This is a genomic window from Bacillus cereus (genome assembly GCF_002577405.1).
In the GTDB taxonomy this organism is placed as follows: Bacteria; Bacillota; Bacilli; order Bacillales; family Bacillaceae_G; genus Bacillus_A; species Bacillus_A cereus_AU.
In genome coordinates, this window is sequence record NZ_NULR01000023.1 from 178873 (window position 1) to 205833 (window position 26961).

Below are 26961 nucleotides of genomic sequence, written 5' to 3' on the forward strand. Positions count from 1 at the left end.
TTTATGAGTATATTTCGCTTGAGAAATTCGCGGTTTCGAAGGGGGCCTATTTCCTTTCGGTACATACTGCTTATGTCGTTTATTCTTTTTGTCATATTACTTGTGCAAGGAGTATGGATTGTGAATAGCAGCATTCAGCCGACCTTGATTAAATATGGGGAAGTAGAGACGCATAAAATGGCAACAGCGGTTATGACGAAGGCGGTAAAAGACAGAATTAATGAAGGCTTCGATGTTGATTCATTAATGAAAGTACAAAATGATAAAAACGGGAAAGTATCCACAATTAATTTAAATACAAAGCAAGTAAATGAAATCGTCACATCAACGACCACATACATAGAAAAATATTTACAGCAAGTAGAACAAGGAAATTTGAAAGAACTAGGTCTTTCTGAGAAAAACGGAGCGACTATGGCAGTTCCTTTTGGGCGTGTAACGGATAATGCGCTTCTTGGAAATATAGGGCCAGATATTCCAATTGACTTCACTACAATTGGTCATGTGAATACGGATATAAAACAAAAGATTGAGCCGCACGGGATCAATACGACAGCCATTCAAATTGTTATGGAGATGGAAGTAACATTGCAGGTGATTATTCCATTTCATACGAAAGAAATAACGGTGAAGAAAGATGTCCCAATTGCAACGCGTATCGTGCAAGGGGAAGTGCCAACTTATTACGGAAGCGGAAGTGTTGTTGTACCGGATAAAAAGAAAACAGATAGTTAGCTGTATATAAAAAATAACCGTAGCAATATGCTACGGTTATCGTTTTGTATTCGCTCGTTCTTTTCGTTCCCACAAACTTAAATGCATATATGGATCGAAAGCCCATTCTGTATAACCATTGTCTTTATACATGCCGAAATGTAAGTGGGGCGGAAATTTTCCCGCTGTACCAGGAGGGCCGTATCCGGTGCTACCAACAAATCCGATTACTTTTCCTGGCTCGACAATTTGTCCGAGCTGTATTTCTTTTGAGAACCCACCTAAGTGAGCGTAATAATGGTAATTGTTATGAAGGTCGCGAATGCCGATGCGCCATCCACCAAGACGATTCCAGCCTTTCGTTTCAATAATGCCATAGCAAGTGGATCTTACTGGCACGCCATATCTGGCGAAAATATCGGTTCCTTCATGAATACGTCTTCCGCCAAAGCTTCTACCAGCACCAAAAGTACTACGGTAGCTGTGGTCACTACGAATTGGAAGAGGGAAAGCATTTCCTTCCAAATTAATACGTCCAAACTGTTTATAGATTTGGGCGTATTCGGTAATTAAATCAACTGTTTTCGCACGTCTATAATATTCCCAAAGCATAATTTTAATACGGTCTTCTGACGTTCCTTGTTTCTTTAAAATAGTCGCTGCGGTGTGCAGAAGATCACGGTCGTTATTTGCATTTGCAAATCCATCTTTATCACCATCTAAACCCATTCCGCCAAATAGAGAAATTGTATGGGGCAGAGTATCGTTACTATTAACAGGTCCAGCCCATATTTCTGGTTTGAAATAAAGGGAAATGATGGCATCTGGTTTTTTTGGAATATCTTTTCTTACGCTCCGTATATTTCTTTCGTATTGATCCATTGCAGCTAAGTAATACCAAGGAATGCCTGAAGATTGCTCTGTTTCTTTATATAGTGCCATGCGCTTTTCATATATGCTTTGCTGATTATCTTCACCGTAAGCGATGTTTTGGTGGAGAAGAAAGCAAATCGAAAGCAAAAGAGAAATTTTTCGAAGCATGAAATAGACTCCTTTCACAACATCACTCTTTTTAGTGTGGGATATACGGAGTATTTCATTATAGGGAACGATTGGAAAAAATCTTAGAATCTTCATTTGAGCAAATCGCTTTCATACGTTAGAATAGATATGTTACATTGAAAGAAGCGAACACGGTAAACTATTTCATATTGTGCGGAGTTGATAACCATGACAAAACAAACAGAATATAAGCGCAAGCCCGAATGGTTGAAAATTAAGTTAAACACGAATGAAAACTATACAGGCTTAAAGAAAATGATGCGTTCTAAGAATCTTCATACCGTTTGTGAAGAGGCGAAATGTCCGAATATTCATGAGTGCTGGGCTGTAAGGAAAACAGCAACATTTATGATTTTAGGTGCGGTTTGTACACGTGCTTGTCGTTTTTGTGCAGTTAAAACAGGCTTACCAAATGAGCTTGATTTACAAGAACCAGAACGCGTAGCAGATTCAGTAGTACAAATGGGCTTAAAGCACGTTGTTATAACAGCGGTTGCACGTGATGATTTAAAAGACGGCGGAGCAGCTGTTTTTGCTGAAACAGTACGCGCTGTACGTCGTAAAAATCCATTCACGTCTATCGAAGTATTACCATCTGATATGGGTGGGGTAGAAGAAAACTTAAAAATGTTAATGGATGCAAAACCAGATATTTTAAACCATAACATTGAAACGGTACGTCGATTATCTGACCGAGTTCGCGCTAGAGCAAAATATGACCGTTCATTAGAGTTTTTACGTCGAGCAAAAGAAATGCAGCCTGATATCCCAACTAAATCGAGCATTATGGTGGGCTTAGGTGAAACAAGAGAAGATTTAATTGAAGCAATGGATGACTTACGTGCAAACAATGTAGATATTTTAACTCTTGGACAATACCTACAACCATCTAAGAAGCATTTACCAGTTCTTAAATATTACCCACCAGCAGAATTTGCAGAGCTAAAAGAAATTGCACTTAGCAAAGGATTTAGCCACTGTGAAGCTGGCCCACTTGTGCGTTCTTCTTACCATGCGGACGAGCAAGTACGTTCTGCAAAAGAAAAAACAGCAGAAGCGAAATAATGAAAAAAGAGAGCTAATCATTAGCTCTCTTTTTGTTTGTACTCTAAAACGGTATTTGGGCATGTTAATAAAATCTTTTTTAATTCTTCTGTGGATAATTCAATTGTAAATTCAGGTACACCAGGTGTAATTAAAATTTTAGTATACGTATAAATGGAACTGTCCACAATAATCGTTACATCTTGTGAATAACCGAAAGGAGCTACACATCCTGGAGTACAACCAATTTCCATTCTTAATTCATCAGGAGAATAGAGCGATAAGTGTTCCCCAGTTATTTTTTTCATCTCTCCTTGGTCAAGCAGAGTTCCCTCTAACGTAAAAAATACGTAATAATTTCCAGATTTTGATTTTAAAAATAAGCTTTTACTTGGAGTACCTTGTAAGCCAAGCCTTTCACGCACGATACGATCTGTCTCATAATCGAGTACCGGCTCGTGTTCAAACTTTTCGTAAGAAACATTTGTTTTATGTAGTAAAGCAAGTACGTCTTCGTACATATGGAGTGATACCCCTTTCTATTGTTGGTACAGTCTCTTCTCGCGGCGTCAACTGAATGTTTTGGAAAGGGATATTACTTGGATGATTCGTTCCATAATCGTTTTATGATATAGTGCTCATCGATTGTGATTTCGTACATATCAGGATTCGTTAAGGTTTTCCATTCACTAAAGCCGATGGTAGAATCGAAGTGCTTTAAAATTAGTGTAAGTAAGTTTCCATGTGTAATGAGTAATGTTGTGTCATGCTCCAGTTTTAAAATGTCTTGAATAAGCGATATGGCGCGATCCATCGCTTGTTTTGTTGACTCTCCGCCTGAGAAGGCAATATCTATATTTGTAAAAGTAGATTCTAGTTTTTGCATCCAATCATCCATTGGAGCATCGCTTAATACTCGCTCGGCTAACCGTTCATCTTCTTGGATAGATAGTTTAGTTTGGAGCGCATAGGGCCGAATGGAATCGATAGCTCGGACAAATGGGCTTGAAATAATATGATCTATTTGTAGATGATTTTCTAAGAGGAATGTAGCAAGGATGTTTGCTTGATTTTTTCCGGTAACCGTTAATTCGGCATCACGTTCTTGGCCCGTTGCTGAACAGTGTCGTATTACAATAATTTTCTTCATAATTCATCCCCATCTTTCAAGTTGACGCTATATACTTCGACAAATGTGGAAAAAATTCCTTTTTCTTGGAAAGGGCATAGTGATTTAAGTATGTGGAAAAGTAATGTGGATAATGAAAAGTTGAGGTGCAATTATGAAAAAATGATATGTATTGTATTCAGTATTTGTTTTCTTGTGCAATTATCCACAACATATGCAGAATCTAATCAAAAATTAGAATACCCGAGCAATCAAAATAAATCATTCGTTAGTGGGGATGTGTTTTATAAACAGTTAGATAAAAAAATCTATAAGGAATATAAAAATGCAGCATACAGCGTTCGGAAAAAAATATCATTTAAAGAAGTGGCCGATGAGACATTTATCTTCCAGCAAAAAACAGCTGTCGGCTGTCGTAGTAGATTGGTACTTCAAGATTCGTTTATTCATCCTGATCGCCAAGTATACTTTTTCGCTTCTTTTTCTCAAAATGAAGCAGAGGAGTTGCATAAATATATCGTTATAGATGCAGAAACAAAAAGGGAGCTGCAAGGAGGAAAAAGTTATCATCATTGTGATGATTCTTATAAAAAATAAACCACCAATTTTGGTGGTTTATTTTTTACTCCGGCACACTCATTAATTTCTCTTTCATTTTACGAATCAGAACGACAGCGCCAATTGTACAGAGAAGTGTAATTCCTTCCGCAACAAAGATATTGATTGTTTTTGTTTGATACAGTGCCGCGAAAAAGTCTACAAATGCGTGGAATAATATAGCGTACACAAGGAAGATATATTTCTTCTGTTTGACTGCGTATAAGACAAGCATTGTAAAGGCGATTTGCAGTACTAGTGCCATAATTCTTTCTAGGCTACCAAGGAGGTATAAATAAGCAGGCTGCTGAATTAACATGTCCTGTAGACGACCAAGCTCTGGCATTTTTTCAACCATTTGAGCGAAGCTACCGTTGTTAATTGAATTCGCAAATATAAGTGCTTGCAAAGCAGAGAATCCACCGATTAAAATGGACTCTATTCCGCCATGACCAAGTCCGTAAGCGAAACCGTCTTTATATTCTTGATATTTTTTCAGTAAGTAGTAAAAGGCAACGAAGCGTCCTAATTCTTCAAAAATACCAGCTGTTAATCCGCCATATATTGCAAAAATAAATGGGTTTTCTAAAAATGGAGCTATCGCTGGATTTCCGCGCATAAATAGGTGGAATGGTGTTTCGAGAATTTGGGTGAATCCGATAAAGATAAGGACACCAACTCCAACAACCTTCCAATTAATATGATATTTTTTACGAAAATAAACGAGCGCAATAATTGGTACCAGAACCGAAAGCACAAGCTGAATTGTGATACTGGCAATTACCGTATTTGAAACCATACTTTCACCGCTTTCTAATATATGTACATATCTATTATGCATGAAATATAGGAGAGATGAAACTTTTAGAGATAAAGTGAAATTTTAATCAGTGGGAGTTTTGTCCATTCCCCACCGATTATTAGCTTCACCAATCGAGCTTTACGGGAAGTTATCTCCCACCTAACTGCCTCGCATTCGCCGAATTTTTAGGTGAGAGTTTACCGCCCAGCAAATAGCGGGATAAAATGAATTTACTTATTGACTCTAACGTTGCGTCATACTTTATCGTATGTACTAAGGGGGAGATACAAATGACAATGAGGGTAAAAGAAGTAGCTAGTTTAGTTGGAATTAGTGTGCGCACACTGCATCATTATGATGAAATTGGGTTGTTAACCCCAGACGAGACGACAGAGTCTGGATATCGTCTGTATTCCAATGAAAATTTAGAGACATTGCAGCAAATATTGTTTTTTAAAGAGCTTGGCTTCCCTTTGAAGAAAATAAAAGAAATTATCATGAGTCCATCATTTGATCGTGAAGAGGCACTAGAGCTTCATAAGAAAATGCTTCTTGAAAAGCGAGCCAGATTAGATAAAGTGATTGCGACGATTGATAAAACTATTCAGCATACAAAAGGAGAGATTGAAATGACGAACAAAGAGAAATTTGAAGGATTCGATTTCAGCCATAACCCATATGAAGAAGAAGCACGTGAAAGATGGGGGGATACAGCTGTAGATAAAGCGAATGATTCTGCAAAAGGTATGTCAAAAGAGAAACAAGAAGAGTTTAATACTATTTATAGAAATTTAGCGGCGCTTAGACACGGCGCACCTGATTCTAAAGAGGCGCAAAAAGCAATTGGAGTATGGTACGATTACTTGCAAAACTTCGGTCACTATTCGTTAGATGCTTTTAAGGGATTAGGTCAAATGTACGTCGCTGATGAGCGCTTCACGAAAAATATCGATAAGTTTGGTGAAGGTTTAGCGCAATTTATGTGTGATGCGATGGAGGTTTATGCGGATCGTAAGAAATAGTAAAAAAGGTGGAGGTTTTCTCCACCTTTTATTTTTTAATCATATTATTTAAAGTTTGATTCTCCGTATTGTTCAAATGAGGATTATTGCTCATTTCACGTTTTAGCATATCAAGACTTTGTTCATATTCTTTATCGTTTAAGCTACCTGATTGAAGACCTTGAATTTGAGAAATCAACTTTTGGTCTGTCGATACATATGCTTTATAATAGCGAGGGACGATGGACAAGGCGGTTTTATATACTTGATCTGCTACGAGTTTCTGATCCGTTGTGTTTGCACGGTATACAACGAACACTTCATCATCGGTAACGAGTGTAGCGGCGTTGGTGACGTCAGGAAGTTTGACAGTCATGCTTGTAATCATTTCAGCAACTTTCTCACGGTTAATGGCTCCTACTTGTTTGTTAGATACTTCTTGCTTTTGTTTAGAAGAATAACCGACTCTTGTTAATCGTGTATTGGTATTTTCCGTATGATACATGTCGTTTTTATTGGAAACAAGAACACGACTACCTTCTTCGCGCTCCATTTCAGCTTTATTATTTGATTGGCAACCTGCAAATAAGGAAAGAGTGAGAAGAGAGAGTATAATTTGCTTTTTCACGATGTATCACCTCCTTCTCCATAGCATGCACTAATTTTCAATTTTTTGTATTTGAAATTGTTGGTTGTTATGCTTTGTGATACGATAAAAAGAAGAATGCTTAGAGAGGAAGTTAATGATGGAGCAAAAGCAAGAGATTCATGCTACGGTGAGCGTTAATAATGTTCAGTACGAAGTAATTAAAAACTTTCGTGATGGTTTTAGTGAAGAAGCATTTAAAGAGCGCTATGCAGAAATTTTAAATAAATATGATTATATCGTTGGGGACTGGGGTTATGAGCAACTTAGATTGCGCGGTTTCTTTGATGATAGTAATCAACGTTCGACATATGATACGAAAATTAGTACGTTATCAGAGTATTTATACGAGTACTGTAACTTCGGTTGTGCACATTTTGTATTACGAAAAGTGAAGAAATAAAAAAGAACCTCTTACGATTGTAAGAGGTTTTTTTCATAGCAGTTATACCAATTGTGAGGAGGCTGTTTACTTTCAAAGTAAACAGCACCTCGGCAAATGTAATTGTTTTTTTCATATAGGCTTAATGAAACGGGATTACCTGTAAAGCAATCTAGGCGTATTCCTTTGTAACCCATCCGTCTTGCTTCATTTTCCCAAAAGGATAAAAGTACTTTGCTGTATCCTTTTCCTTGGGCAAGAGGATGGATGACGAAAGAATGGACGATCAGAAAGCATCCGTCGGTTTCTGACCAGTCAATAAGTGCATATTCTGGAGATTGCCATTCGTTTAATACGACAGCACCTACAAGGATCTTGTCTTGGAATAAACAATACAGTTCACCTTGTTTTAAGTGGTAGGAAATATGTTCTCGCGCAGGATATGAGTCATCCCATTGATAAATTTGATTTTGTAAGAGCGCTCTTTTACATTCCGTATACATTTGATCTAATTCTTCTAACAAATCAATCGTACCTTTTCTCACTTTTAACATGAGAGTCCCCCTTATAAACAAATCGAAATATAATCGCCTTCAGAAAGTAATACGTTTGGTTTCATTTGTTGTCCGTTCAATTGAATATCCCCATTTTTAATTTTATCCACAATGAGTGTACGGCTCCAATCTGAAATATATGTGGATAAGGCTTTATCGATTCGGTGGGAACCGAAAACGATGTCTAATACGATTGTTATTTCGGCTATATGACTTTCTTTGTATTGTGTAATGGAAATGGTAGTACTTGATTCTGTTCGGTCTTGCTGAGCCATATCGACTGTTTCCACATGATCAGTAAATGATTTATAAATGCGCAGTTTTTGATTCCACGTATGATCGTTTGGACATTTATAAATGGCAAAGCGGTATATGTTTTTTCCATTGGCGTTATGCCTACGAATATTCGTATCGGTAAATAGGGTAGTACGTCTGCAATTTTTACAATACTTTTCGATTGTGTTTTGCTCGTTTTCATATAAACTCCAAGAAAGTTGTACTTTCTGCATTTTCCTTCACCTCTTATATTAGTGGCAAAGAAACGTAATACAGCTATTTGGATGTCTTGTAGTATGAAGACATGAGAAGTAGACAAAAATAAAAGGAGATCCCCCCAAAGAGGAACCTCCGTAAACATCATACTACAGATGCCTTACGCTCCTTTGTAATGGGAATGGGCAGACTACTCCCTTGAAAAAGCACGGTGCTTTTTTGAGAGTAATGCTATCCAATTGCTGGTCCATTACAAAGTAAATGTTGGCATACGTAGATAACGTCCTTTCTATCCAAATAGATTTGTTCATAAGTATACCATAAAAGATTGAAAATTCGAAATGATTACTGTAAAAAAACACCAGCTAACATAGCTGGTGCCTAAGATAAATTATATAAGTTCAAATAAAAATGAGCGTAATTCTTCTGCAATTTCTTCAGACATAGAAAATGCGTGCTCTAAGTAGCCTGATTCGTTTAAATCGTCAGGACCGATGATAGCGAATTTATTGCGTTGCATATCGAGTACAATCGTTTTACCGTAATGACGATCGGAGTATAAAAGCGCTAAATCATGACGCTCATTTTCCCCCATAAAGCTAACGAAACGAGTTCTTGTAGCGACTGTATCGTCGTACAGAAAGAAACGTTCTTCCATACACATGGCTCCTTTTATTAAATATCTAAGTTTAAGTGTGGTTTATGATCTAAATGGTGATGCGTTTTAATGAATCGTACCGTTCTTGTTTTGTAGCGCATAACGATAGAATATGTTTCAGCTAAATCTCCGCCAAGGAATTTCACGCCGTCTAATAACTCACCAGCAGAAACACCTGTTGCTGAGAAGATTGCATCATCACCAGCTACTAAGTCATCTAACATAAGAAGTTGACGAGGATCTTCTAATCCCATTTCACGACAACGAGCTTCTTCTTCTTCATTCATTGGAACTAAGCGAGCTTGCATTTCACCTTCAAGGCATTTTAATGCTGCTGCAGAAATAACGCCTTCTGGAGCTCCGCCAACACCTACGAATAAGTCGATACCTGTTCCAGGTAGTGCTGTTGCGATTGACGCACCAACATCTCCATCACCAAATAATTTTACGCGTGCACCTTTTGCGCGAACACGGTCAATAATATCTTGATGACGTTCACGTTCTTGGACGATAACTGTTAGATCACGAATTTTTTTATTGTTAGCTTCTGCTACAATTTCAATTGTTTTTTCAATTGGATCATCTAAGCTGATTTTACCAGCTGCTTTTGGACCAACCGCGATTTTTTCCATGTACATATCAGGAGCATGAAGAAGGTTTCCTTTATCTGCGATTGCGATAACTGCCATTGCATTTGCAAGACCTTTTGCAACGATGTTTGTACCTTCTAACGGGTCAACGGCGATATCTACTTCTGGACCGTTACCTGTTCCTAGTTCTTCACCAATATATAACATCGGTGCTTCATCAAGTTCTCCTTCACCAATTACAACTGTACCTGCCATGTTTACTGAATCGAACATATCACGCATAGCTGTAGTTGCTGCATCATCTGCTTCATTCTTCTTTCCGCGGCCCATCCACTGTGCGGATGCTAAGGCTGCTGCTTCTGTTACACGGACAATTTCTAGTGCGAGTTCACGTTCCAAGGTTGCATTCCTCCAATTTCAAAAATCATACAGGTATAACTATAACAAATAATGGAGAAAAGGTGAATTCGAAAAATTGTCGATTTTTTCAGAAGAAAGCGTTACAATTAAAATGTAAATGCTTTAATTTCCAGGTAGGTGACATTCATGTATTTTGTAGACAGAAAGAAAATAGAACAAATGCTAGTATGTTTAGAACGAGCAACAGATACATTTCAAGAGAAGAAGATATATGAAACCGAGTTTGAATTTTATGCATTAGAGCGCATAGCCCATCTTATGATTGATTGTGTATTAGATGTAGGCAATGCGATGATTGATGGATTTATTATGCGCGATCCAGGAAGTTATGAAGATATTATCGATATTTTAATGGACGAGCGAGTGATAAGTGCAGAAGAAGGAGTAGGAATGAAAGAAGTGATCCTTCTTCGAAAAATGCTTACGCAAGATTATATTCAAATGAATCATGATGAATTATATGAGACGATTCAAAAACATATTGCAGTGGTAGAGAAATACCCAGCAAATATTCGCAGTTATTTAGAAAAGGAATTAGGACCTGTATCTGCATTTGTACCAGAATAATTATGCTTATAAGATCCCCGGGGAATGCCTTTTGGGGATCTTATATTGTATGCAAGAAAGAAAAGGGAGAAGGGTGAAGCATGGGGGAAGCACGCACTACGAAAGAAGAGATTATCCAATTGTTGAAAGTAAAGGGAGAGCATACAGTAGCAGAATTAGCTGAAGTTTTAGAGATTACGGAAATGGCAATCCGAAGGCATTTAAGTAATCTTGAGAAAGATGGACTTATTTATTCTAAGATGGTAAGACAACATATCGGAAGACCAACTTATTTGTATGGCTTAAGTGAAAAGGGAGAAGATACATTCCCAAAAGAGTATAAGCAATTTGCAATTGATATGCTTGAAGATTTAGCTCGAATGGGCGATGAAAAAGTACTTCGTTACGTTTTAAAAGAGAGAACGAAGCGAATGGAAGAAACATTAGAAAAGAGAGTCAGTAATCAAAAGAATTTAGCATATAAAGTGCAAGAGATAGCCAGTATGCAAGAGAAACATGGTTATATGGTTCAAATAAAGAGAGATGGGGTGAATTCTTTCATACTTGAAAAGCAAAACTGTCCGTTAAAGGAAATTGCAGAGAGATTCCCTCAAGTGTGTGAAGATGAAAAAGAGATGTATAAGCGTTTATTTGTGGATGCAAATGTGAAGACATTAACGAACATGTGCGTGGGCGATTGTAATTGTTCTTACCAAATAAAAGAGAAAAAATGAACGTTATAGGGCGCTTTAAGGTAAAGCGTTTTTTTCTTTTGGAAAAGCGGGTAATATAAGAGTGGTATGATAGATGAGAACGTTAGCATAGAAGGAGAGACATAATCGATGTATAAAGGTTACTTAATTGATTTAGACGGTACGATGTATCGCGGGGAAGAACAAATTGAAGAAGCAAGCGACTTCGTAAAAGCATTGGGAGAGCGCGCTATTCCGTATTTATTCGTTACGAATAACTCAACTCGTAAACCAGAACAAGTGGCAGAAAAACTTGTTCGTTTCGATATTCCAGCTAAAGCCGAGCAAGTATTCACAACGAGTATGGCGACAGCAAACTTCATTTATGAGCGTAAACAAGATGCAACTGTATATATGATTGGTGAAGAAGGCTTACACGATGCACTTGTGGAAAAAGGATTTGAACTTGTGGATGAAAATCCTGATTTCGTTGTTGTCGGTTTAGACCGTGACATCACATATGAAAAATTAGCAAAAGCGTGTCTTGCTGTGCGAAACGGTGCAACGTTTATTTCTACAAATGGGGACATTGCCATTCCGACTGAGCGCGGATTATTACCAGGTAACGGTTCATTAACATCAGTTGTAGCAGTATCAACAGGTGTAGATCCAATCTTTATCGGAAAACCAGAATCAATCATTATGGAACAAGCGTTAAAAGTGCTTGGCATAGAAAAAGATGAAGCATTAATGGTTGGGGATAACTACGATACAGATATTTTAGCGGGGATAAATGCTGGCATGCATACCCTTCTTGTCCACACTGGAGTAACAACTGTGGAGAAGTTAACAGAATATGAAATACAACCGACGCAAGTTGTGCATAACTTGACGGAGTGGATTGAGAAGATGTAATGAAATGCAGGTAACCGGAAGAGGTTACCTGTTTTTTTATGCATAATTGCATATGTACTATAGTTGTATAAAATGTAAAATTTATATGTGGTGATATAAAAAAGGGGAGGGAATAAGAGTGTATTGGATGTCATGTATTATGTTTGTTTTTACATTATGTGTTTTGTTCTTTGTTCTATGGAAGATATACAAAATAAATGAAATGAAAAAAAGTGTGGGAAAACTTATTGCAACATATCCTCGGGTGAAACGACGTTGGATTGCATTACTTGGACCAGCGTACTTCATCGGACAATGTATGTATATATATGCTCAGTACGTAAGTGGTGATATTGGTACAGTTGAAAAGTTTCTCATTCAGTTAGGTATTCATGCTGTAGCAAGTTGTTTTATGACTTTAATAGCGATCCATCTTATTAAAAGTGTACAAATATATGAAAAAGGTGTAATAGACGGATTGAACTTTTATTCATACGAAGAATTAAAGGGCTATAAAACATCAACATGGGAAAATCCGAAAGAAAATATATTTTTGTATCGCGGACGAGAAAAGATGAATGACAATGTGAATTTACTTATTAGACAGGAAGATATGAATGAATTAGAAAACATTCTTCAAAGGTATATTCCGAAATTGATGATGAAATAAAAACTCCGGTCGTTATAACCGGAGTTTTTTTATTAAAACGCACGATTCACTACGTCTTTCACTTCTTCAAGATATTGTTTACGCACATCATTATCCACAGAAGGGACACTTGTATAGAATGTATGCTCAAGTGTTTCAATGCCTGTAAATTCAAAAATACCAACATCCGCTGTTTTCTTCATTGCCTCAAACATGCCGCCTGCTGTGTATGCTTCTTTTGAATTTCCCATTGTAGATAATAATAAGCCTTTTTTACCGCTTAATAACTTCTCAATACCATTTTCACCGTAAGCATAAGCGAAGCCGTGGCTAAATACGCGGTCAACGTATCCTTTTAAAATAGCAGGAAGTCCCGCCCACCAAACTGGGTAAATGAATGTAATGCTATCTGCCCAAGAGATATGCTCTTGTTCTTCTTTAATATCTTCTGGTGTATTTCCTTGAGAAAATGAGATGAAATCGGAAGCGCCTAATACTGGGTTGAAGTTTAATTCGTATAAATTACGAACACGTACTTCATGACCTTTTCCTTCTAATTCACTTTTTACCGTTTCTAAAATAGCGTGGTTGAAGCTTTCTGTATTCGGGTGTGCATAAACGATTACATGTTTCATTGTTTTTCCTCCTATTTGTGGATATGTTAGTAGCTTTTTGTATTGGGGTAACTAGTATGGTTACTTTTGTTATGATAGTCAAATAATAGATATGTATGTATAAAAAGACGCCAAAAATCGCCTTTCTATACCCCGCTCATACAAAGTACAAAGAAGACAAATAAAATGATGACAATACCAATGCCGAAGTTAAATATGAGAGTACTATCCATATTATGTAACCTCCTTGTTTGAAAGTAAAAAGCACTCTAGTCAAGAGTGCTTTTTTATTTTGAATTTACTTCACAACTTTTAGAAAGGGACTCATGCGTGTAAAGAGTTATATTATGTTATGCGTTTATTTTTGAGAATGAGTAAGTCCTTGTGGGATATAGAAAAAAAGACACTCTTTCGAGTGTCTTTTTAGATGACAAAATGTGTCAATTGCTTGAGGTCGATAAGACGCTAATTTCCGTTTTAACGCCTTTTCTTTAATCAAGAAGTGTAGCAACAGCGATTCAAATAAATTTTAGCATTTTTGAAATGAGTGTGCGTATGTAATTATGCATATTGCGATTAAAGGGAAAGTGGATGTGAAAAATGAATGAGTACATATATATAATATTTGATAAGGAGCGAGAGGGATGGATATACATAAGTTAACAGAAGAAGAAGCGATGGAGATAAATACGTGGACGTACGAGGAACCATATAATTTATATAGTTTTTCAGGCGAGAAAGAAGTAATAGAAGAGCTATTAGATGGAACGTATTATGGCTGTTGTGACGATAAAGGAGAGTTCATCGGCTATTTTTGCTTTGGAGAAAATGCACAAGTTCCGGGGGGAAGAGATGCTAATTTATATACGGGAGAAAATGTAGTCGATATAGGACTTGGCATGAAGCCAGCTTTAACCGGGAAAGGCATGGGGAAAACATTTTTTCAAGCTGGGATAGTGTTTGCTGCGAAAGAATTAAAGTCCAAACACATTCGACTTAGTGTAGCAACATTTAATATAAGGGCGATTACGCTATATAAAAACATAGGATTTCAAAAAGGACCTATATTTTTGAGCCGTGGAAGAGAATTTATGCTTATGGAATATGAAAGGCCGTCAGTATGAAACTGACGGCCTAGACACTTTATTCTGAGTGCTCAGCTCGGTGCGCTAAACGGCTTGAAGCAGCGGCAGCGATTCCACCAACGATATCGTCAAGGAATGTATGCACTTTTCCAGATGATTTATCATTTAAGTATTCTAAAATACCAGGTTTTAATTTATCGATATATCCAAAGTTCGTGAAACCGATAGAGCCGTACACGTTAACGATAGAAAGTGCGATAACTTCATCAATTCCGTATAAGCCTTCATCACGTTTTACGATATCTTGTAACGGTTCACTTAGCATTCCTTTTTCGGCGAGGACATCAAGTTCAATACCAGTAATAAGTGCGTTTTGTACTTCGCGTTTTGATAGTACACGCTCAACGTTATAACGGCATTCTGACATCTCTAAATTTGAATGATATTTTTTTTGTAGAAAATGAACAAGTTCAGCAATGTCGTCAATAGTTACACCACGTTCTTGTAATAGTTGTAATGCTCTTTCTTGTAGTTGATTTGATTCTTTCATGTTTATCACCTTTTTTTCTTTTTAGTATTTGTATACGTTTCGTTGCTTTATCATGTGCATAGGAATGAAAGGCGAGCACAAGCTCATATATATAAAGAAAAACCATAGGTGGCGACTACGATGATTCATCATATTTATGAGCATTATCACATGCATGTTAAAGAATTAATCCCCCTTGGCCCCTATAAAAGCTTTTGGATTCGCAACAAAATTTATGTACTTGTTCCAATTGGAGAAATGGAGGAAGAAGTACTTGTAGAGATGAAAAAGCTCAGTGATTATATGAACCAGCAAGGGGATATAACTGTAGCGACTTTCGTTCCGACTATACACGGCTACTATGTAAGTGAGATAGAAGAAAAAAATTACTGCTTATTAAAAGGTATGCGTACGTTAGAACGACATGCTACGTCATTGGGAAGTGAGCTTTCTATATTTCATAAACGAGGTGCATTCTTTCCAGAAGAAATCGATCAATTAAGCCGCATAGGTGAATGGAAAGCGTTATGGGAAAAAAGGCTCGATCAATTAGAAAGGTTTTGGCAATCACAAGTGATGAATCACCCTACAGATGTATTCGATCAATTGTTTATTGAATCCTTCCCGTATTACTTAGGAGTTGCAGAAAATGCAATTCAATATGTTGTTGATACAGAGATGGATGATACTCCGCAAATGACCGATGCGGCAACAATTTGCCAAGAACGATTTACACCTTTATTATGGCAGCAAACGAAGCGTCTAAAACTTCCTTTTGATTGGGTGTATGATCACCCTAGCCGAGATATAGCAGAATGGATTCGCCATATGACGATAGAAAAAAAGAAAGACTGGGAGCAAACAATCGTTCAATTTGTTACAGATTATGAACGTAATTATTCGCTATCCTCATTTGGTTGGCGCTTATTATTCGCCAGGCTCCTGTTCCCGCTCCACTATTTTGAAACAGTCGAACGATATTACCAAACTGGAAACGAAGAACAAAAAAGCATATATAGAGATCGCTTAGAAGTAATTTTACACGATGTGAACCGCTCTGAACAATTTATGAAGCATTTTTATGGATCACTTCGTTTACCGGTCGATAAGTTAGGGATTAGGAAATTAGATTGGCTATCTTAAAAGTATAAAAAAGAGACCGATTGAGGTCTCTTTTTTATATACCACAATTGTATGTAATAAATTATACTCCTACCTGTTGATCTGCACATATATGTAAAATGAATTGATGTCTTTCGATTTTTTCATTTACTTTACTCAATAATTCTTGCTGGATTTCTTTAAATAAACATTGATAGCTTGTATTCCATGTCGGTATAACAGATGAAAGGCCTAATAAATATTCTTTTTTCTTTTCTAGTTCTTGAATTGTTAAAAAAGCGTTCCCCACTTTTGGCATGTGTCGTCCCCCTATGTTTTTTACTTTATATGTGTGAACGATTCACTATATAGTACTAATTATCGCATTTTTTGAGAGGTATTTCCAATTTTGTTTTATGATGTTAAAGGATAAGTGCGATTTGAACAAAAAAAGAGACCAATTTTGGTCTCTTTTTAGGAAGCGATTTTGAACGAGCCGCTTCCGCTTTTAATAATATCCAGCTCCAGCGGCTAAAATGTTCGGTGGCTTCGCTTCTTCCGCCGAGGCAAAAAGCGCCTCTATGTCAGAAGCTCCATCCCCCTCACATTTTGAACGAGCCGCTTCTGCTTTTAATTAAAATACTTGTTCTACTTCGATAACGCCTGGTACTTCTTCAAGTAACGCGCGCTCGATACCAGCTTTTAGTGTGATTGTAGAACTTGGGCAGCTTCCGCATGCACCCATAAGGCGTAATTTTACGATACCTTCTTCAATGTCTACTAATTCAACGTCTCCGCCATCGCGAAGTAAGAATGGACGTAATTTATCTAATACTTCTAGTACTTGTTCTTGCATATGTGGGTTTTCCATTTTTATCGACTCCTTTCATCAGTTTTATTATAATCAAGATAGAGGGGAAAATCTATTTTTTCTGTTCTTGTTTTATTGTCGAAATATTTTATCATGTTTATAACGTGTTTTTTCAGTATAGGGGTATGGAGTAAGTTTGTAAAATGATGTGCTTATGTAATAAGACATCTGAATATGCTGTTAGAACAAGAAGTGGGGGAGAAGAAATGGTTAATGTGCAAGTGTATGGGACGAAGGTAATTTGTGCGAGCTGCGTTGGAATGCCATCTTCAACAGAAACGTTTGAATGGTTACAAGCGGCGATTGGTCGTAAATATGAAGGACAAGAAAATAAATTTAATTTTGAGTATATTGATTTTCAAGAAGAACAAGAAGATGAAGATAAAAAAGCATTCGCAGAGCGCGTAGTGGAGGAAGATTTATTTTATCCAGTCGTTCTTGTAAATGGAGAAATTGTTGGAGAAGGAAATCCTCGTTTGAAGGATGTTTACGAAGAAATCGAGAAATATTTATAAAACAAGAAGTCTTTGCAAATTAGCAAAGGCTTTTTTTATTGGAGGGATAGATGTGGAGAATGGAGTAAAACATGCTCTGCCAGCAGAAGTAAAACAGTTAATGGGGCAGTACATTGCAGAATTAAAAGAAATTTTTTTAGATGAAAAAATAGTCGGGGTATATGTTTACGGATCTATCGCGCTAGGAGCATTTCATAGGGAAACGAGCGATGTTGATTTTGTTACAGTGATAAATGATTCCGTGAATGAAGCTGAAAAACAGCAGCTTGTGGAACTACATAAGAAACTTAGTGACAATACGCTAGGTAAAAGAATGGACGGTATGTATATTCCGCTTGCTGACTTAGGGAAATACAATGATGAAATGAACGAGTACGTGTATTGTGCAGACGGTAAAGCTAATGTTGGTCATTGGGACATTAATGCGGTCACATGGTGGACGTTGAAAAATCAAGGCATTACAGTTACAGGAAAAGAAGCAGAAGACCTTCCGTTTCAAATAAAATGGGATGATGTAGTAAATACAATGAAATATAACGTAGAACATTACTGGAGTGAAAAAGTGAATCGTCCCTATTTATTTTTCATAGAAGAATGGGTAGAATCAGCTGTCGTTACAATGGGACGCATTTTATATACGTTAGATCATAAAACAATCGTTTCAAAAGATAGAGGATTGCAATACTTGTTAGGACGTTCAATGAAAGAATGGGAGTCTTTATTAAAAGAAGTAGAGCGCATGCGGCATAATCCAAAGGGGAAGAAGAAACTTTCTATTTGGAGACGGGCTGATATGACGAAGAGGTATTTGCTAAGTTTGATTGAAGAGTGTAGAGAGAAATGGTAGGGAAGAACAAGGATAATACGGTATGGGGTATTATTAGGGAATAAATAAATTACTCGTTCCATGGGGCATTCATTTATTAAACAATTTGTTTTATTTACTAGTAAATTTTCAACTATAAAAAGACGCCTTTTTGAAAAAGGACGTCTTTTTTATTTTGTAGCAGATAGAAAAAGTAATACGAAATATGGATAGTTTCATGTGAAACATTCTTTATTACAAAATGTTTAACTTAGTGTATTAAATGTATCATTCAAAAGTATTTTAATATATTTAAAAGTAAAATGAAATAAAAAACGGGTAATTGTCGGAATATATTCGATTTCCGTTCATTTTTGTGAAATATATGTCTTTTTTTGTTAGATTCCTTCGTTTTGTGCATATACAATAAAGTTATATAGAAATAAGAGAAGGATGATGTACGTGAAGGACACTGTTTTACAAGAAACAAATTCTCCACAAGAATTACATAAGGTTGTGAGAAAGAATACGGCCTATTACGACTTTAAATGGGGGCAAGTGAAGAATCCGGAGAAAGAAAATACGTGGAATTGGGTAGCATGTATCTTCCCGCACTTCTGGTTAGCTTACCGTAAAATGTATAAGTTATTTATTATACTTACGCTATTAGCGATTCCTACTTTAATTATAGCTACTTTTATTGATATACCAATGTGGATAGATTTTATAATATACGCTGGAACGATGGTCTTTACCGGATGGCAAGGAAACCGTTTATATTATAAGCATGTTACACGCATTTTACATAAAGTAGAAGATGTGCCTGAGTATAAGAAAGAGTATTATTTACAATCAAAAGGCGGCGCTCATATCGGGCTTATGATTGGTTTGCAGGTAATAGTATTTGTATTGTTTGCTGGTGCTAGTTTCGGTTTAGCTTATTTACCAACCGAACCGAATATTAAAAATGTTGTTCGTTTAAGTCTTGAAGGAGAGGTTTTAGAGACTATTACAGACAAACCAAATTGGAAGTATATCAAAAAAGAAAAAGATTATGACGTAGTAGAGTTTACTGGTTATGATTATGAAGAAAAGAAAGATGTGAAAATTAAGTTCGCCGTATATTTAACTGATGATTATTTCGAATGGCAAGAAGTGTATGTAAATAATAAAAAGTTGGATGAAGAAGAATTAGAAGAATATCAAACTTACATTGACGAAAATATGTGGTTTTTCTAGAGGGAAACCGTTTATTTTGAAAAGAAGAATCTTGTAAAGATTCTTCTTTTGTTTATTAGAAACACCATACGAATTGAAATTTTGTAAAATACAATAAAAAATGAGAATTTGAGGTAGGCTTGTCAATAACGTGAGACTGTGGCACTATAAAGAAATGCTATACAAATTTTATTTATCGAGATGTAAACATCAATTTTGATTTTTACGTATAAATAATGAACGGAGGAAATAAATTTATGGCTACTTTACCAAATTGTCCAAAATGTAATTCAGAATATACGTATGAGGATGGCGTTCTTTTCGTATGTCCAGAATGTGCTCATGAGTGGGGCCAAGAAGCGGAAGCTGAAAATAATGATGGTGCAAAAGTTGTAAAAGATGCGAACGGAAACGTTCTTCAAGATGGTGATGCTGTTACTGTCATTAAAGATTTAAAAGTAAAAGGAACGTCTTCAGTTGTGAAGATTGGTACGAAAGTAAAGAGTATTCGTCTAGTTGATGGAGACCACGATATTGATTGCAAAATCGACGGTTTCGGAGCTATGAAGTTAAAATCACAGTTCGTTAAGAAGGCGTAAGGAAAAGAGGAGGCGAGTAGCCTCCTCTTTTTTATTGTCATTTTTTGTCGGTAAGTCGATATTCCTTGTCGAATCGTCGATATATTTCAAAAATCGTTGATATATTTTGAGTTATGATCGATATATTCGAAAAATCGCTGATATAATTTCATTTACTGCGAACAGCGCAACATTTACCGTGCACCATAGTCAACCTCTTTCAACTGACACCGTTTATTAAAGAATGTCTTATATCCAAGCTGCAAGAAGATAATGACAGCAAAAGCCGTACTTCCTGAAATACCGAGTATGATGGCAATTTGATATTGAATAGCTGTAAATGGTGATACACCGGATAATATTTGACCAGTCATCATGCCTGGTAGGCTTATAATTCCCATTCCGACCATGGAGTTGATTGTTGGTAAAATGGCAGAGTCAAAAGCGTCTCGAATGAGCGGAGCAGCTGCTTCTTTCGGTGTTGCGCCGAGCATAAGTGCTCCTTCAATTTGCCCTCTTTGCGATTTCATACTGTTTAAGAACGTATTTGCACCGAGAGAAACACCTGTCATCGCGTTTCCAACTAACATGCCGGTAATCGGAACGATATATTGCGGCGCATACCAAGGGTCGTGCCCGATAATAACAAAGATAAATAGTAGAAGTGGCCCAATTGATCCGGCGACCATGGAAAGGGCGGCTACTCGTTTTAATTCTTTAGACATTGGGATGTTAACTCGTTTATAAATATTAAAAATTGCAAAGGTAGTAATAGAAGTAATAAGAGCAATTGTATAAAATGGATTACTATTTTCAAATACGTATGTAAGAACATAGGCAACAAGTACGAGCTGAATCGTCATACGGAATGTTGCGAGCGCGATTTGTTTTTCGCGAGGTATGCCTTTTAATTTTACAAGCCCGATTAAAATAAGAATGAAAATATATGCAGCGGCAAGTTGCCAAATTTGGAGTTCAATAACGCCCTTCAACGGAGAGCACTTCCTTTCTAATTGCACCGTTTGTTTTACTAATTTCAATAATATCGTCTGCAATTTCTTCTGGAAGTTGTTGCGAGTGTGTGATGAAGATAACTGTTTTTTTCTTTTCTCTTGCCAGCGTAGAAAATTGTTTCATAACGCGGCGTTCTGTATCACTATCTAGCGCCGAGGTTGGTTCATCTAATAAATAGACAGGTGGATCCATAAGTACAATGCGAGCAAAAGCAAGTCTTTGTTTTTCACCGCCTGATAAAGAGGAGGCGTTATCTTCTAATAGTTTGTCTAAGCTAATAGTTTGTAGTGCGCTCCGCAGAGCATCATCATTTGGAAATGGTTTTTCAGAAAGACGAAGCCCCATTAATAGATTGTCTTTAACTGTTCCATCAAAAATAGGTGGAGTTTGCCCGAGCATAACGACGTCACGGCGTAATTGAATAGGGGGATAATTAGAAATTGGTTTTCCGTTATATTCGATTGTACCGGAAGTTGGAGATTGTAGATCATTTAACATGCGGAGTAATGTACTTTTTCCGCTCCCGCTCTCACCGATAATACAAGTGATTGTTTCTTTTTGAATCTGTAAATAAGGAATACTTAGTATATCTCTATATGTAATTTCTTTTAATATAAACATAAATTGCTCCTTTCTGATTCTAGTTATATCGTATCAAAAAAGAGAGAGAAATAGAAAAATATGTATGATAATTATTTTTTATGGATGCAAAGAGGCTGCCTACATAGTAGACAGCCTTTAAAATATTAACCTTTATGATGTTTGTACATCCAAAGAAGACCGGATTTTAATAATCTCGGTACACGTCCCATTAATGGTTGGTTTGCGAGCAAACCAAATCCGTGCTTCTTACCAAGAGAGCCAAGAACGCCTTTTAATTTAATAACTGGTAGTTCATCAGGAAGTGGTTCATTGTTCCAACGTTTTAATAATATTTGGACAATTTGCTCTCCTTGGCCTTCAGCAAGCTGTGCTGATGGTGCGTGTGGAAGTGCTGCACAATCTCCGACCACATAAACATGCTCGTTGTTCGGAATATTGTGATATTTTGTTAAAACAACCCTTCCGCTACCATCTTTTTCAACTGGAAGGTTACGAACAACTTCATTTGCTTGAATACCAGCTGTCCAGACGATTGCATCACATTCAAGTGGCTCATCGTGGTTGTACACAATATTTGGTTCTACTTTTGTAATGTTAGAGTTTCGTATAATGTTAACTTTGTGCTTTACAAACCATTCTTCTACGTATCTACTTAATTTCTCTGGATACGGGAATAAAATTCTATCTTTTCGATCAAATAAATAGATTTTCAAATCAGAACGGCTTTCACGAAGTTCACTTGCTACTTCAACGCCACTTAAGCCAGCACCGACGACAGCTACTGTTGCGTTAGGTTCTAGGCTATTTAATTGTTCATATGTCTTACGTGTTTGTTCAATTGATTGTAGACTGTGCGTATATTCCTTTGCCCCAGGAACGTTATGATATTTATCTTCACAACCAAGTCCGATAATTAAATCATCATATTGGATCGCTTCACCGCCATCGAGATGAACAGCTTTCGTTTCAAGATCAATATTTGTCACTGTACCGTATTGAATATTAAGGCGTGGGTGCTCAGGAAACGGTATGCGAATATGCGTTTCTGAAATTGTACCCGCTACTAATGCATAATATTCAGTTTTGAAACAATGGTATGGTACTTTGTCGATTAATGTCACTTGCACATCATCCGGAAGTTGGTTGCTTGGAAGTAGCCGTTGCAGAATTCTCATTCCACCGTAGCCGCCACCTAGTATTACGAGGTGTTTCATGATGGATTACCCCTTTTCTGTTGAAATATCCCCTAATCTTAAAATTTTATATTAATAAAATATTTCGACTTTACTCAATCAAATTATATCGAATTTGTGAACAAATAACAATGCATGAATGAATACTCTGTTGTACAATAAGAAGAAAAGTAAAGTAAACTGTTTTCCATTTCTAGTTACTATTTCATTGCGGGAGCCGAAAAGCGGTGTTATGAATATATTTATACGGAAAAGAATATTTGCTTTGAAGTGAAACAGTGAAGGAATTGAATAGTTTAGTAAGTGTAACGAAAACAATAAGAAACAGCTTAGTTTTCTTCTTATAGATAAAGTCAGAAGGTAATTTGTTTTGTAGTACAGGGGGGAGAATTTTGATTAAACCATTAATTGAATTTTGTGTAGGTAACCTTGCAAGTGGTTCACAAGCAGCTTTAGAGAAATTAGAAAAAGATCCTAATTTAGACGTAATGGAATATGGTTGTTTAGGGTATTGTGGTATTTGTTTTGAAGGACCATTTGCTCTTGTGAATGGTGAAGTTGTACAAGGTGCGACAGTAGAAGAGCTTGTAAATAATGTATATGATTATTTGGATGAAAATCCAATGTTTTAAGGTGTTGCGAATGAGCAGCGCCTTTTTCTTTCTCCTTTAGATAAAATGTTATTTCGGAGGGTAGGATAATACTGAATATAAATAAAAAAAGGCCCTTTCATAAGGGCTTTTTTCTCACACAATTTGTGCAAGAATGGCTCATCGCCAAACGTTGTCAAATATGAGAAACGGGGGACATTCATATTGTGTTCTAAAAGCATGCATTTTATACTTAACATAACAAATTATTTTTGGAGTGAATACAAATGAGCCAATTTTCTTTTACAAAAATGCATGGTCTTGGCAATAGTTATATATATGTAAATATGTTTGAAGAACAAATTCCCGAAGAAGATTTAGTTCTTGTGGCGGAAAAGGTTTCAAATATTAATACTGGTATTGGAGCGGACGGTATGATTTTAATTTGTCCTTCTGACGTAGCTCCGGTGAAAATGCGTATGTTTAATAACGATGGTTCAGAAGGAAAGAGCTGTGGAAATGGTTTACGCTGCGTAGCGAAATATGCGTATGAGCATAAACTAGTAGAAGATACAGTTTTCACAATTGAAACGTTAGCTGGTATTGTTACGGCAGAAGTAACGGTAGAAGATGACAAAGTTACATTAGCGAAAATCGACATGGGAGCACCTCGTTTAACACGTGAAGAAATACCGATGCTTGGTGAAGGAGAAACACCATTTATTCGTGAAAACTTCTTATATAATAATCATCGTTATGCATTTACAGCTGTTTCAATGGGGAACCCGCATGCGGTCATTTTTGTTGATGATGTAGAGAAAGCACCTCTTACAACACTTGGCCCGGTCCTTGAGACACATGAAATGTTTCCAGAGCGAGTAAATGTTGAATTTATCGAGATTTTAAATGATGAAGAGATGAACTTCCGTGTTTGGGAACGTGGATCTGGTGTAACGCAAGCTTGCGGAACAGGAGCATGCGCAGCTGTCGTTGCGGCAATTCTGAATGGAAAAATGGAACGTGGTAAAGAAATTATAGTGCATTTAGCTGGCGGCGATTTAATGATCGCATGGACAGAAGAAGGAAATGTGCTAATGAAGGGACCTGCGGAAGTAATTTGCCGCGGAGTGTATGAGTACAAGATAGAAGCATAAAGATGTATAATAGAATGAGAACAGAAAGGATGGTGTATTTCATGATTGAAGTAACAGAACAAGCAGCTTTTCAAATTAAAGATATGTTAAAAGATGCTGAAGATGGAGAGAAGTACGTGCGCCTTGCTGTACACGGCGGCGGATGTAGTGGTCTTTCTTACGGCTTAGGATTTGAAGTAGAACCAAATGAAGACGACACAGTTCTTGAATTTTTCGGTGTTGAATTTGTTATTGATAAAGAAAGTGCTCCAATTGTTAAAGGAGTAAAAGTTGATTATAAACAATCGATGCTTGGCGGCGGATTCACAATCGACAATCCAAACGCAATCGCATCATGTGGATGTGGATCATCTTTCCGTACAGCATCGAATGCTGGTAAGCCGGAAGAGTGCTAAGTTTTTTATTCCGTTAGTCTAGGCGGAAACTGAACCCGAGGATTACGGATTATACGGTTTAGACCGTAGGAAAACAAGTATCTTTGGGAAGATAAACGACCCGAGAACGTTCAATATACGGTTGTGGAAGACGACCTTCTTAGCGATGAAATTTAATCGTTAGGGAGGTCTTTTCTTTTGCCTTTAAAGAAGAAAAAGCGTATTACAAAGATGGAAAATGCTAGTAAAAAATATCCGCAACTAACTTTGGAACAAGCGTTAGATATTGTTATTTCGGGAAAACGTGCGGAAGGTTGTCGAGATAGAACTTTAAGAGACTATACGAAGATGTGGGGGGATTTTACTGATTGGTTGCTCGATAATTACGAGGTTAAATATATCGATGAACTAACGACAGAAACATTTCGTAACTATATCAACTACATGAAATACGATAAGAAGCGTTATGAAGGGCATAAATTTATTGACGCTGACAAGCAAGGGATTGGTTTATGCGATACCACAATAAACATTAATATTCGTACATTACGAGCATTACTTAATCATTTATATGGAAGAGAGGGACGCACATGTTCCGAATTAAGATAAAAATTAAGGATGGGCGGAAACCGTCTACTATATTATTAACGTTGGGTTTATTCGCGTTGTGGCTGCTGAATGTATCAGATAACTTTTACATAAAATTATTCTCGGCGTTATTCGCTTTATCTGTCATAGCCGCACAGCTTACGGAGACTTTTCTAAATGTACGAGATAAGATACGAGAGTATAACGATAATAATAGGTGATAGTAATAAGTGATAGCGTGAGAGGGGCGATGTGTAACGGCATTGCCTCTTTTTTATGCGCATTTCTTCGTTAATATCCATTGTTTTAACGTCTGCACTCGCCTTTTCTTCGATATTTAGCGGTTGTGTACGCACTTCCTTCGCGAATAAAAAAAAGAGCGCCATTTATGCGCCCTGTTCCTCTTATTTAACTTAAAGAATCAATAGGTTTATAGTGGAACTCAAATCCATATCCAGATTCTCCTAATTGTTCACTTACAATGTTATAAAACTTTTTCCCATAAAAACTAGGTTCATTCTGCGAATACACTTGTATAATGAATTGTGTTCTTCCTATTGTACTGGGAACTTTTTCATGGATTTCATCACTTTCAATGAATCCTAAATATGTATTGATTTTGTCTTGTAGAAGTAAAATGTGCTCATCGTCAAGTTCTTCGCTTTTATTCCACTCTAAAGCATCAAAGATTGTTAAGTACACATTATCTTTATTATCCTCGTCTATTAAAACTAAATCGACTTGATCCGTATCATGTAATGCCATATAAAAGCCTCCTTATTCTTCTTTTCTTATTACATTTATTTTCGTTGGTGGAATCTCTTCTAAATGTTCAAATGGTGGTTTGTTCCTACTTTTAACAATTGCACCTGATTCCGCAATTTCGGGGAAGGCTTTTTTCTGATTTTTAGTAAGGGGTGCAGTAGGTGACGATTTTAACTCCACTAAGTCAATCTTACCATTTGCGTCCTTGCCTCCTATATCTATACGAGTGCGTACGCCCGATTTTGTTTGTACGGTTATTTGTTCATTCAATTCAGATTTAGGTTTTTGTTGTTTTATAACCTCGAACATTTTTGTTTCGTATTCTTTACCCGCTAAGCTATTAGCTTCTAAAGTTTTCCGTTGTTTTTCTAGTGTGGCTGCTGCATCTATTGCATTGGAAACTTTTTTGGCGCCTTTGACTACTTTTATTCCCTTACCAACAGGAGTAAGCCCCGCAAAAACCATGACACCAGCACCAGTGCGTTCCCACCA

At 36.8% G+C, this 26961-nt stretch carries 37 protein-coding genes and 2 pseudogenes; 20 read left to right on the forward strand and 19 right to left on the reverse strand.

The genetic code is table 11. The features are described from left to right. The first annotated feature begins 3 nt into the window (after positions 1–3). Entirely contained in the window at positions 4–735 is a 732-nt protein-coding gene (gene yunB, locus COC96_RS24495; protein WP_098268366.1) for a sporulation protein YunB, read from the forward strand. A gap of 36 nt (positions 736–771) precedes the next feature. Here the strand turns inward: yunB and COC96_RS24500 are convergent, their stop codons facing one another. Then, positions 772–1755, reverse strand: a complete 984-nt coding sequence (locus COC96_RS24500) for a M23 family metallopeptidase (RefSeq protein WP_098268367.1) — start codon at positions 1753–1755, stop codon at positions 772–774. Positions 1756–1944: 189 nt separating this feature from the next. On the opposite strand from COC96_RS24500, the gene lipA reads away from it, so the two are divergent. After that, on the forward strand, positions 1945–2841 hold the full coding sequence (gene lipA / locus COC96_RS24505) for a lipoyl synthase (RefSeq protein ID WP_098268368.1): 897 nt from the start codon (positions 1945–1947) through the stop codon (positions 2839–2841). Positions 2842–2861: 20 nt separating this feature from the next. On the opposite strand, the gene COC96_RS24510 is transcribed toward lipA, so the two are convergent. Both COC96_RS24510 and COC96_RS24515 read right to left on the reverse strand, forming a co-directional pair. Continuing rightward, positions 2862–3341, reverse strand: coding sequence for a YbaK/EbsC family protein (locus COC96_RS24510; RefSeq protein WP_098769552.1), 480 nt, complete (start codon positions 3339–3341; stop codon positions 2862–2864). A gap of 74 nt (positions 3342–3415) precedes the next feature. Continuing rightward, positions 3416–3970 (reverse strand): histidine phosphatase family protein, encoded by a 555-nt coding sequence (locus COC96_RS24515; RefSeq protein WP_097904261.1) that lies wholly within the window; start codon positions 3968–3970, stop codon positions 3416–3418. 141 nt (positions 3971–4111) lie between these two features. Between COC96_RS24515 and COC96_RS24520 the strand changes: the two genes are divergently transcribed. Beyond that, the gene (locus tag COC96_RS24520; protein WP_098268425.1) at positions 4112–4546 is read left to right on the forward strand and encodes a hypothetical protein; all 435 of its coding nucleotides are present in this window, start codon (positions 4112–4114) and stop codon (positions 4544–4546) included. 25 nt (positions 4547–4571) lie between these two features. On the opposite strand, the gene COC96_RS24525 is transcribed toward COC96_RS24520, so the two are convergent. After that, positions 4572–5387: a YhfC family intramembrane metalloprotease gene (locus tag COC96_RS24525; RefSeq protein ID WP_141535909.1), complete on the reverse strand. Its 816-nt coding sequence runs from the start codon at positions 5385–5387 to the stop codon at positions 4572–4574. A 251-nt stretch (positions 5388–5638) separates the two neighbouring features. Here COC96_RS24525 and COC96_RS24530 point away from each other — a divergent pair, with 251 nt between their 5' ends. Continuing rightward, entirely contained in the window at positions 5639–6370 is a 732-nt protein-coding gene (locus COC96_RS24530) for a MerR family transcriptional regulator (protein WP_098769556.1), read from the forward strand. Between the two features lie 28 nt (positions 6371–6398). Here COC96_RS24530 and COC96_RS24535 read toward each other — a convergent pair whose 3' ends face one another. Further along, positions 6399–6977 (reverse strand): YhcN/YlaJ family sporulation lipoprotein, encoded by a 579-nt coding sequence (locus COC96_RS24535; protein WP_098769558.1) that lies wholly within the window; start codon positions 6975–6977, stop codon positions 6399–6401. Positions 6978–7095: 118 nt separating this feature from the next. Between COC96_RS24535 and COC96_RS24540 the strand changes: the two genes are divergently transcribed. Further along, positions 7096–7398 (forward strand): YutD family protein, encoded by a 303-nt coding sequence (locus tag COC96_RS24540; protein WP_002174050.1) that lies wholly within the window; start codon positions 7096–7098, stop codon positions 7396–7398. A gap of 11 nt (positions 7399–7409) precedes the next feature. On the opposite strand, the gene COC96_RS24545 is transcribed toward COC96_RS24540, so the two are convergent. From COC96_RS24545 to glpX, 4 genes are all read right to left on the reverse strand, one after another. Further along, positions 7410–7931 (reverse strand): GNAT family N-acetyltransferase, encoded by a 522-nt coding sequence (locus COC96_RS24545; RefSeq protein WP_098268374.1) that lies wholly within the window; start codon positions 7929–7931, stop codon positions 7410–7412. 11 nt (positions 7932–7942) lie between these two features. Continuing rightward, a complete protein-coding gene (locus tag COC96_RS24550) occupies positions 7943–8440 on the reverse strand; it encodes a cytoplasmic protein (protein ID WP_098268375.1) in 498 nt (165 codons plus the stop codon). Between the two features lie 374 nt (positions 8441–8814). After that, on the reverse strand, positions 8815–9081 hold the full coding sequence (locus COC96_RS24560; protein WP_097904267.1) for a DUF3055 domain-containing protein: 267 nt from the start codon (positions 9079–9081) through the stop codon (positions 8815–8817). A 17-nt stretch (positions 9082–9098) separates the two neighbouring features. Next, positions 9099–10070 carry a class II fructose-bisphosphatase gene (gene glpX, locus COC96_RS24565; RefSeq protein ID WP_098268377.1) on the reverse strand — a complete coding sequence of 324 codons (972 nt, stop codon included), beginning with the start codon at positions 10068–10070 and terminating at the stop codon, positions 9099–9101. Between the two features lie 147 nt (positions 10071–10217). Here glpX and COC96_RS24570 point away from each other — a divergent pair, with 147 nt between their 5' ends. The 4 genes from COC96_RS24570 (at position 10218) to COC96_RS24585 (ending at position 12893) form a co-directional block, all read left to right on the forward strand. After that, the gene (locus tag COC96_RS24570; protein ID WP_098268378.1) at positions 10218–10658 is read left to right on the forward strand and encodes a DUF86 domain-containing protein; all 441 of its coding nucleotides are present in this window, start codon (positions 10218–10220) and stop codon (positions 10656–10658) included. An 80-nt stretch (positions 10659–10738) separates the two neighbouring features. After that, complete coding sequence (locus COC96_RS24575) at positions 10739–11371, forward strand: helix-turn-helix transcriptional regulator (RefSeq protein ID WP_098268379.1); 633 nt, start codon at positions 10739–10741, stop codon at positions 11369–11371. Between the two features lie 108 nt (positions 11372–11479). Next, on the forward strand, positions 11480–12244 hold the full coding sequence (locus COC96_RS24580) for a TIGR01457 family HAD-type hydrolase (protein WP_098268380.1): 765 nt from the start codon (positions 11480–11482) through the stop codon (positions 12242–12244). 118 nt (positions 12245–12362) lie between these two features. Beyond that, on the forward strand, positions 12363–12893 hold the full coding sequence (locus COC96_RS24585; RefSeq protein ID WP_098268381.1) for an iron ABC transporter substrate-binding protein: 531 nt from the start codon (positions 12363–12365) through the stop codon (positions 12891–12893). Positions 12894–12925: 32 nt separating this feature from the next. Here the strand turns inward: COC96_RS24585 and COC96_RS24590 are convergent, their stop codons facing one another. Continuing rightward, positions 12926–13507 carry an NAD(P)H-dependent oxidoreductase gene (locus tag COC96_RS24590; RefSeq protein WP_098268382.1) on the reverse strand — a complete coding sequence of 194 codons (582 nt, stop codon included), beginning with the start codon at positions 13505–13507 and terminating at the stop codon, positions 12926–12928. A gap of 623 nt (positions 13508–14130) precedes the next feature. Here COC96_RS24590 and COC96_RS24600 point away from each other — a divergent pair. Further along, positions 14131–14610 carry a GNAT family N-acetyltransferase gene (locus COC96_RS24600; RefSeq protein WP_098268383.1) on the forward strand — a complete coding sequence of 160 codons (480 nt, stop codon included), beginning with the start codon at positions 14131–14133 and terminating at the stop codon, positions 14608–14610. Between the two features lie 19 nt (positions 14611–14629). Here the strand turns inward: COC96_RS24600 and COC96_RS24605 are convergent, their stop codons facing one another. Next, positions 14630–15121, reverse strand: a complete 492-nt coding sequence (locus COC96_RS24605; protein WP_097904277.1) for a phosphatidylglycerophosphatase A family protein — start codon at positions 15119–15121, stop codon at positions 14630–14632. A gap of 120 nt (positions 15122–15241) precedes the next feature. Here COC96_RS24605 and yutH point away from each other — a divergent pair, with 120 nt between their 5' ends. After that, on the forward strand, positions 15242–16243 hold the full coding sequence (gene yutH / locus COC96_RS24610) for a spore coat putative kinase YutH (RefSeq protein WP_098268384.1): 1002 nt from the start codon (positions 15242–15244) through the stop codon (positions 16241–16243). A 61-nt stretch (positions 16244–16304) separates the two neighbouring features. Here yutH and COC96_RS24615 read toward each other — a convergent pair whose 3' ends face one another. Together COC96_RS24615 and COC96_RS24620 are read right to left on the reverse strand one after the other, a co-directional pair. Beyond that, complete coding sequence (locus COC96_RS24615) at positions 16305–16520, reverse strand: carbonic anhydrase (protein ID WP_098268385.1); 216 nt, start codon at positions 16518–16520, stop codon at positions 16305–16307. A gap of 315 nt (positions 16521–16835) precedes the next feature. Continuing rightward, the gene (locus COC96_RS24620) at positions 16836–17072 is read right to left on the reverse strand and encodes a NifU family protein (RefSeq protein ID WP_000431159.1); all 237 of its coding nucleotides are present in this window, start codon (positions 17070–17072) and stop codon (positions 16836–16838) included. 206 nt (positions 17073–17278) lie between these two features. Between COC96_RS24620 and COC96_RS24625 the strand changes: the two genes are divergently transcribed. The 5 genes and pseudogenes from COC96_RS24625 (at position 17279) to phnA (ending at position 20209) form a co-directional block, all read left to right on the forward strand. Then, positions 17279–17587, forward strand: coding sequence for a YuzD family protein (locus tag COC96_RS24625; RefSeq protein ID WP_000248590.1), 309 nt, complete (start codon positions 17279–17281; stop codon positions 17585–17587). Next, on the forward strand, positions 17556–18434 hold the full coding sequence (locus COC96_RS24630) for a nucleotidyltransferase domain-containing protein (RefSeq protein ID WP_098769559.1): 879 nt from the start codon (positions 17556–17558) through the stop codon (positions 18432–18434). Before COC96_RS24625 ends, COC96_RS24630 begins: the two co-directional genes overlap by 32 nt. A 43-nt stretch (positions 18435–18477) precedes the next feature. After that, a pseudogene (locus COC96_RS27350) lies at positions 18478–18552 on the forward strand (CPBP family intramembrane glutamate endopeptidase); the annotation flags it as partial. Between the two features lie 296 nt (positions 18553–18848). Beyond that, positions 18849–19631, forward strand: coding sequence for a DUF2628 domain-containing protein (locus tag COC96_RS24635; protein WP_098769561.1), 783 nt, complete (start codon positions 18849–18851; stop codon positions 19629–19631). 236 nt (positions 19632–19867) lie between these two features. Next, positions 19868–20209, forward strand: coding sequence for an alkylphosphonate utilization operon protein PhnA (phnA, locus tag COC96_RS24640; RefSeq protein ID WP_000212737.1), 342 nt, complete (start codon positions 19868–19870; stop codon positions 20207–20209). Between the two features lie 173 nt (positions 20210–20382). Here phnA and COC96_RS24645 read toward each other — a convergent pair whose 3' ends face one another. From COC96_RS24645 to COC96_RS24655, 3 genes are all read right to left on the reverse strand, one after another. Next, positions 20383–21180, reverse strand: a complete 798-nt coding sequence (locus COC96_RS24645; RefSeq protein ID WP_098769562.1) for an ABC transporter permease — start codon at positions 21178–21180, stop codon at positions 20383–20385. Next, the gene (locus COC96_RS24650) at positions 21164–21823 is read right to left on the reverse strand and encodes an ABC transporter ATP-binding protein (RefSeq protein WP_098769564.1); all 660 of its coding nucleotides are present in this window, start codon (positions 21821–21823) and stop codon (positions 21164–21166) included. Before COC96_RS24650 ends, COC96_RS24645 begins: the two co-directional genes overlap by 17 nt. A gap of 125 nt (positions 21824–21948) precedes the next feature. Next, entirely contained in the window at positions 21949–23019 is a 1071-nt protein-coding gene (locus COC96_RS24655; protein WP_098769565.1) for an NAD(P)/FAD-dependent oxidoreductase, read from the reverse strand. A 371-nt stretch (positions 23020–23390) separates the two neighbouring features. Between COC96_RS24655 and COC96_RS24660 the strand changes: the two genes are divergently transcribed. The 4 genes from COC96_RS24660 to COC96_RS24675 all read left to right on the forward strand — a co-directional run bounded on the left by COC96_RS24660 (position 23391) and on the right by COC96_RS24675 (position 25725). Beyond that, on the forward strand, positions 23391–23630 hold the full coding sequence (locus COC96_RS24660; RefSeq protein WP_000595025.1) for a YuzB family protein: 240 nt from the start codon (positions 23391–23393) through the stop codon (positions 23628–23630). Positions 23631–23875: 245 nt separating this feature from the next. Next, positions 23876–24742: a diaminopimelate epimerase gene (gene dapF / locus COC96_RS24665; RefSeq protein ID WP_098268391.1), complete on the forward strand. Its 867-nt coding sequence runs from the start codon at positions 23876–23878 to the stop codon at positions 24740–24742. 41 nt (positions 24743–24783) lie between these two features. Next, positions 24784–25137, forward strand: coding sequence for a HesB/IscA family protein (locus COC96_RS24670; protein ID WP_097832218.1), 354 nt, complete (start codon positions 24784–24786; stop codon positions 25135–25137). Positions 25138–25314: 177 nt separating this feature from the next. Continuing rightward, complete coding sequence (locus tag COC96_RS24675; protein WP_255287982.1) at positions 25315–25725, forward strand: phage integrase SAM-like domain-containing protein; 411 nt, start codon at positions 25315–25317, stop codon at positions 25723–25725. A 152-nt stretch (positions 25726–25877) separates the two neighbouring features. On the opposite strand, the gene COC96_RS24685 is transcribed toward COC96_RS24675, so the two are convergent. From COC96_RS24685 to COC96_RS28250, 3 genes and pseudogenes are all read right to left on the reverse strand, one after another. After that, a complete protein-coding gene (locus COC96_RS24685; protein ID WP_098268393.1) occupies positions 25878–26090 on the reverse strand; it encodes a hypothetical protein in 213 nt (70 codons plus the stop codon). A 22-nt stretch (positions 26091–26112) separates the two neighbouring features. Continuing rightward, a complete protein-coding gene (locus COC96_RS24690; RefSeq protein WP_098268394.1) occupies positions 26113–26469 on the reverse strand; it encodes a DUF6572 domain-containing protein in 357 nt (118 codons plus the stop codon). A gap of 12 nt (positions 26470–26481) precedes the next feature. Next, positions 26482–26961: pseudogene (locus tag COC96_RS28250) on the reverse strand (WXG100 family type VII secretion target); the annotation flags it as partial.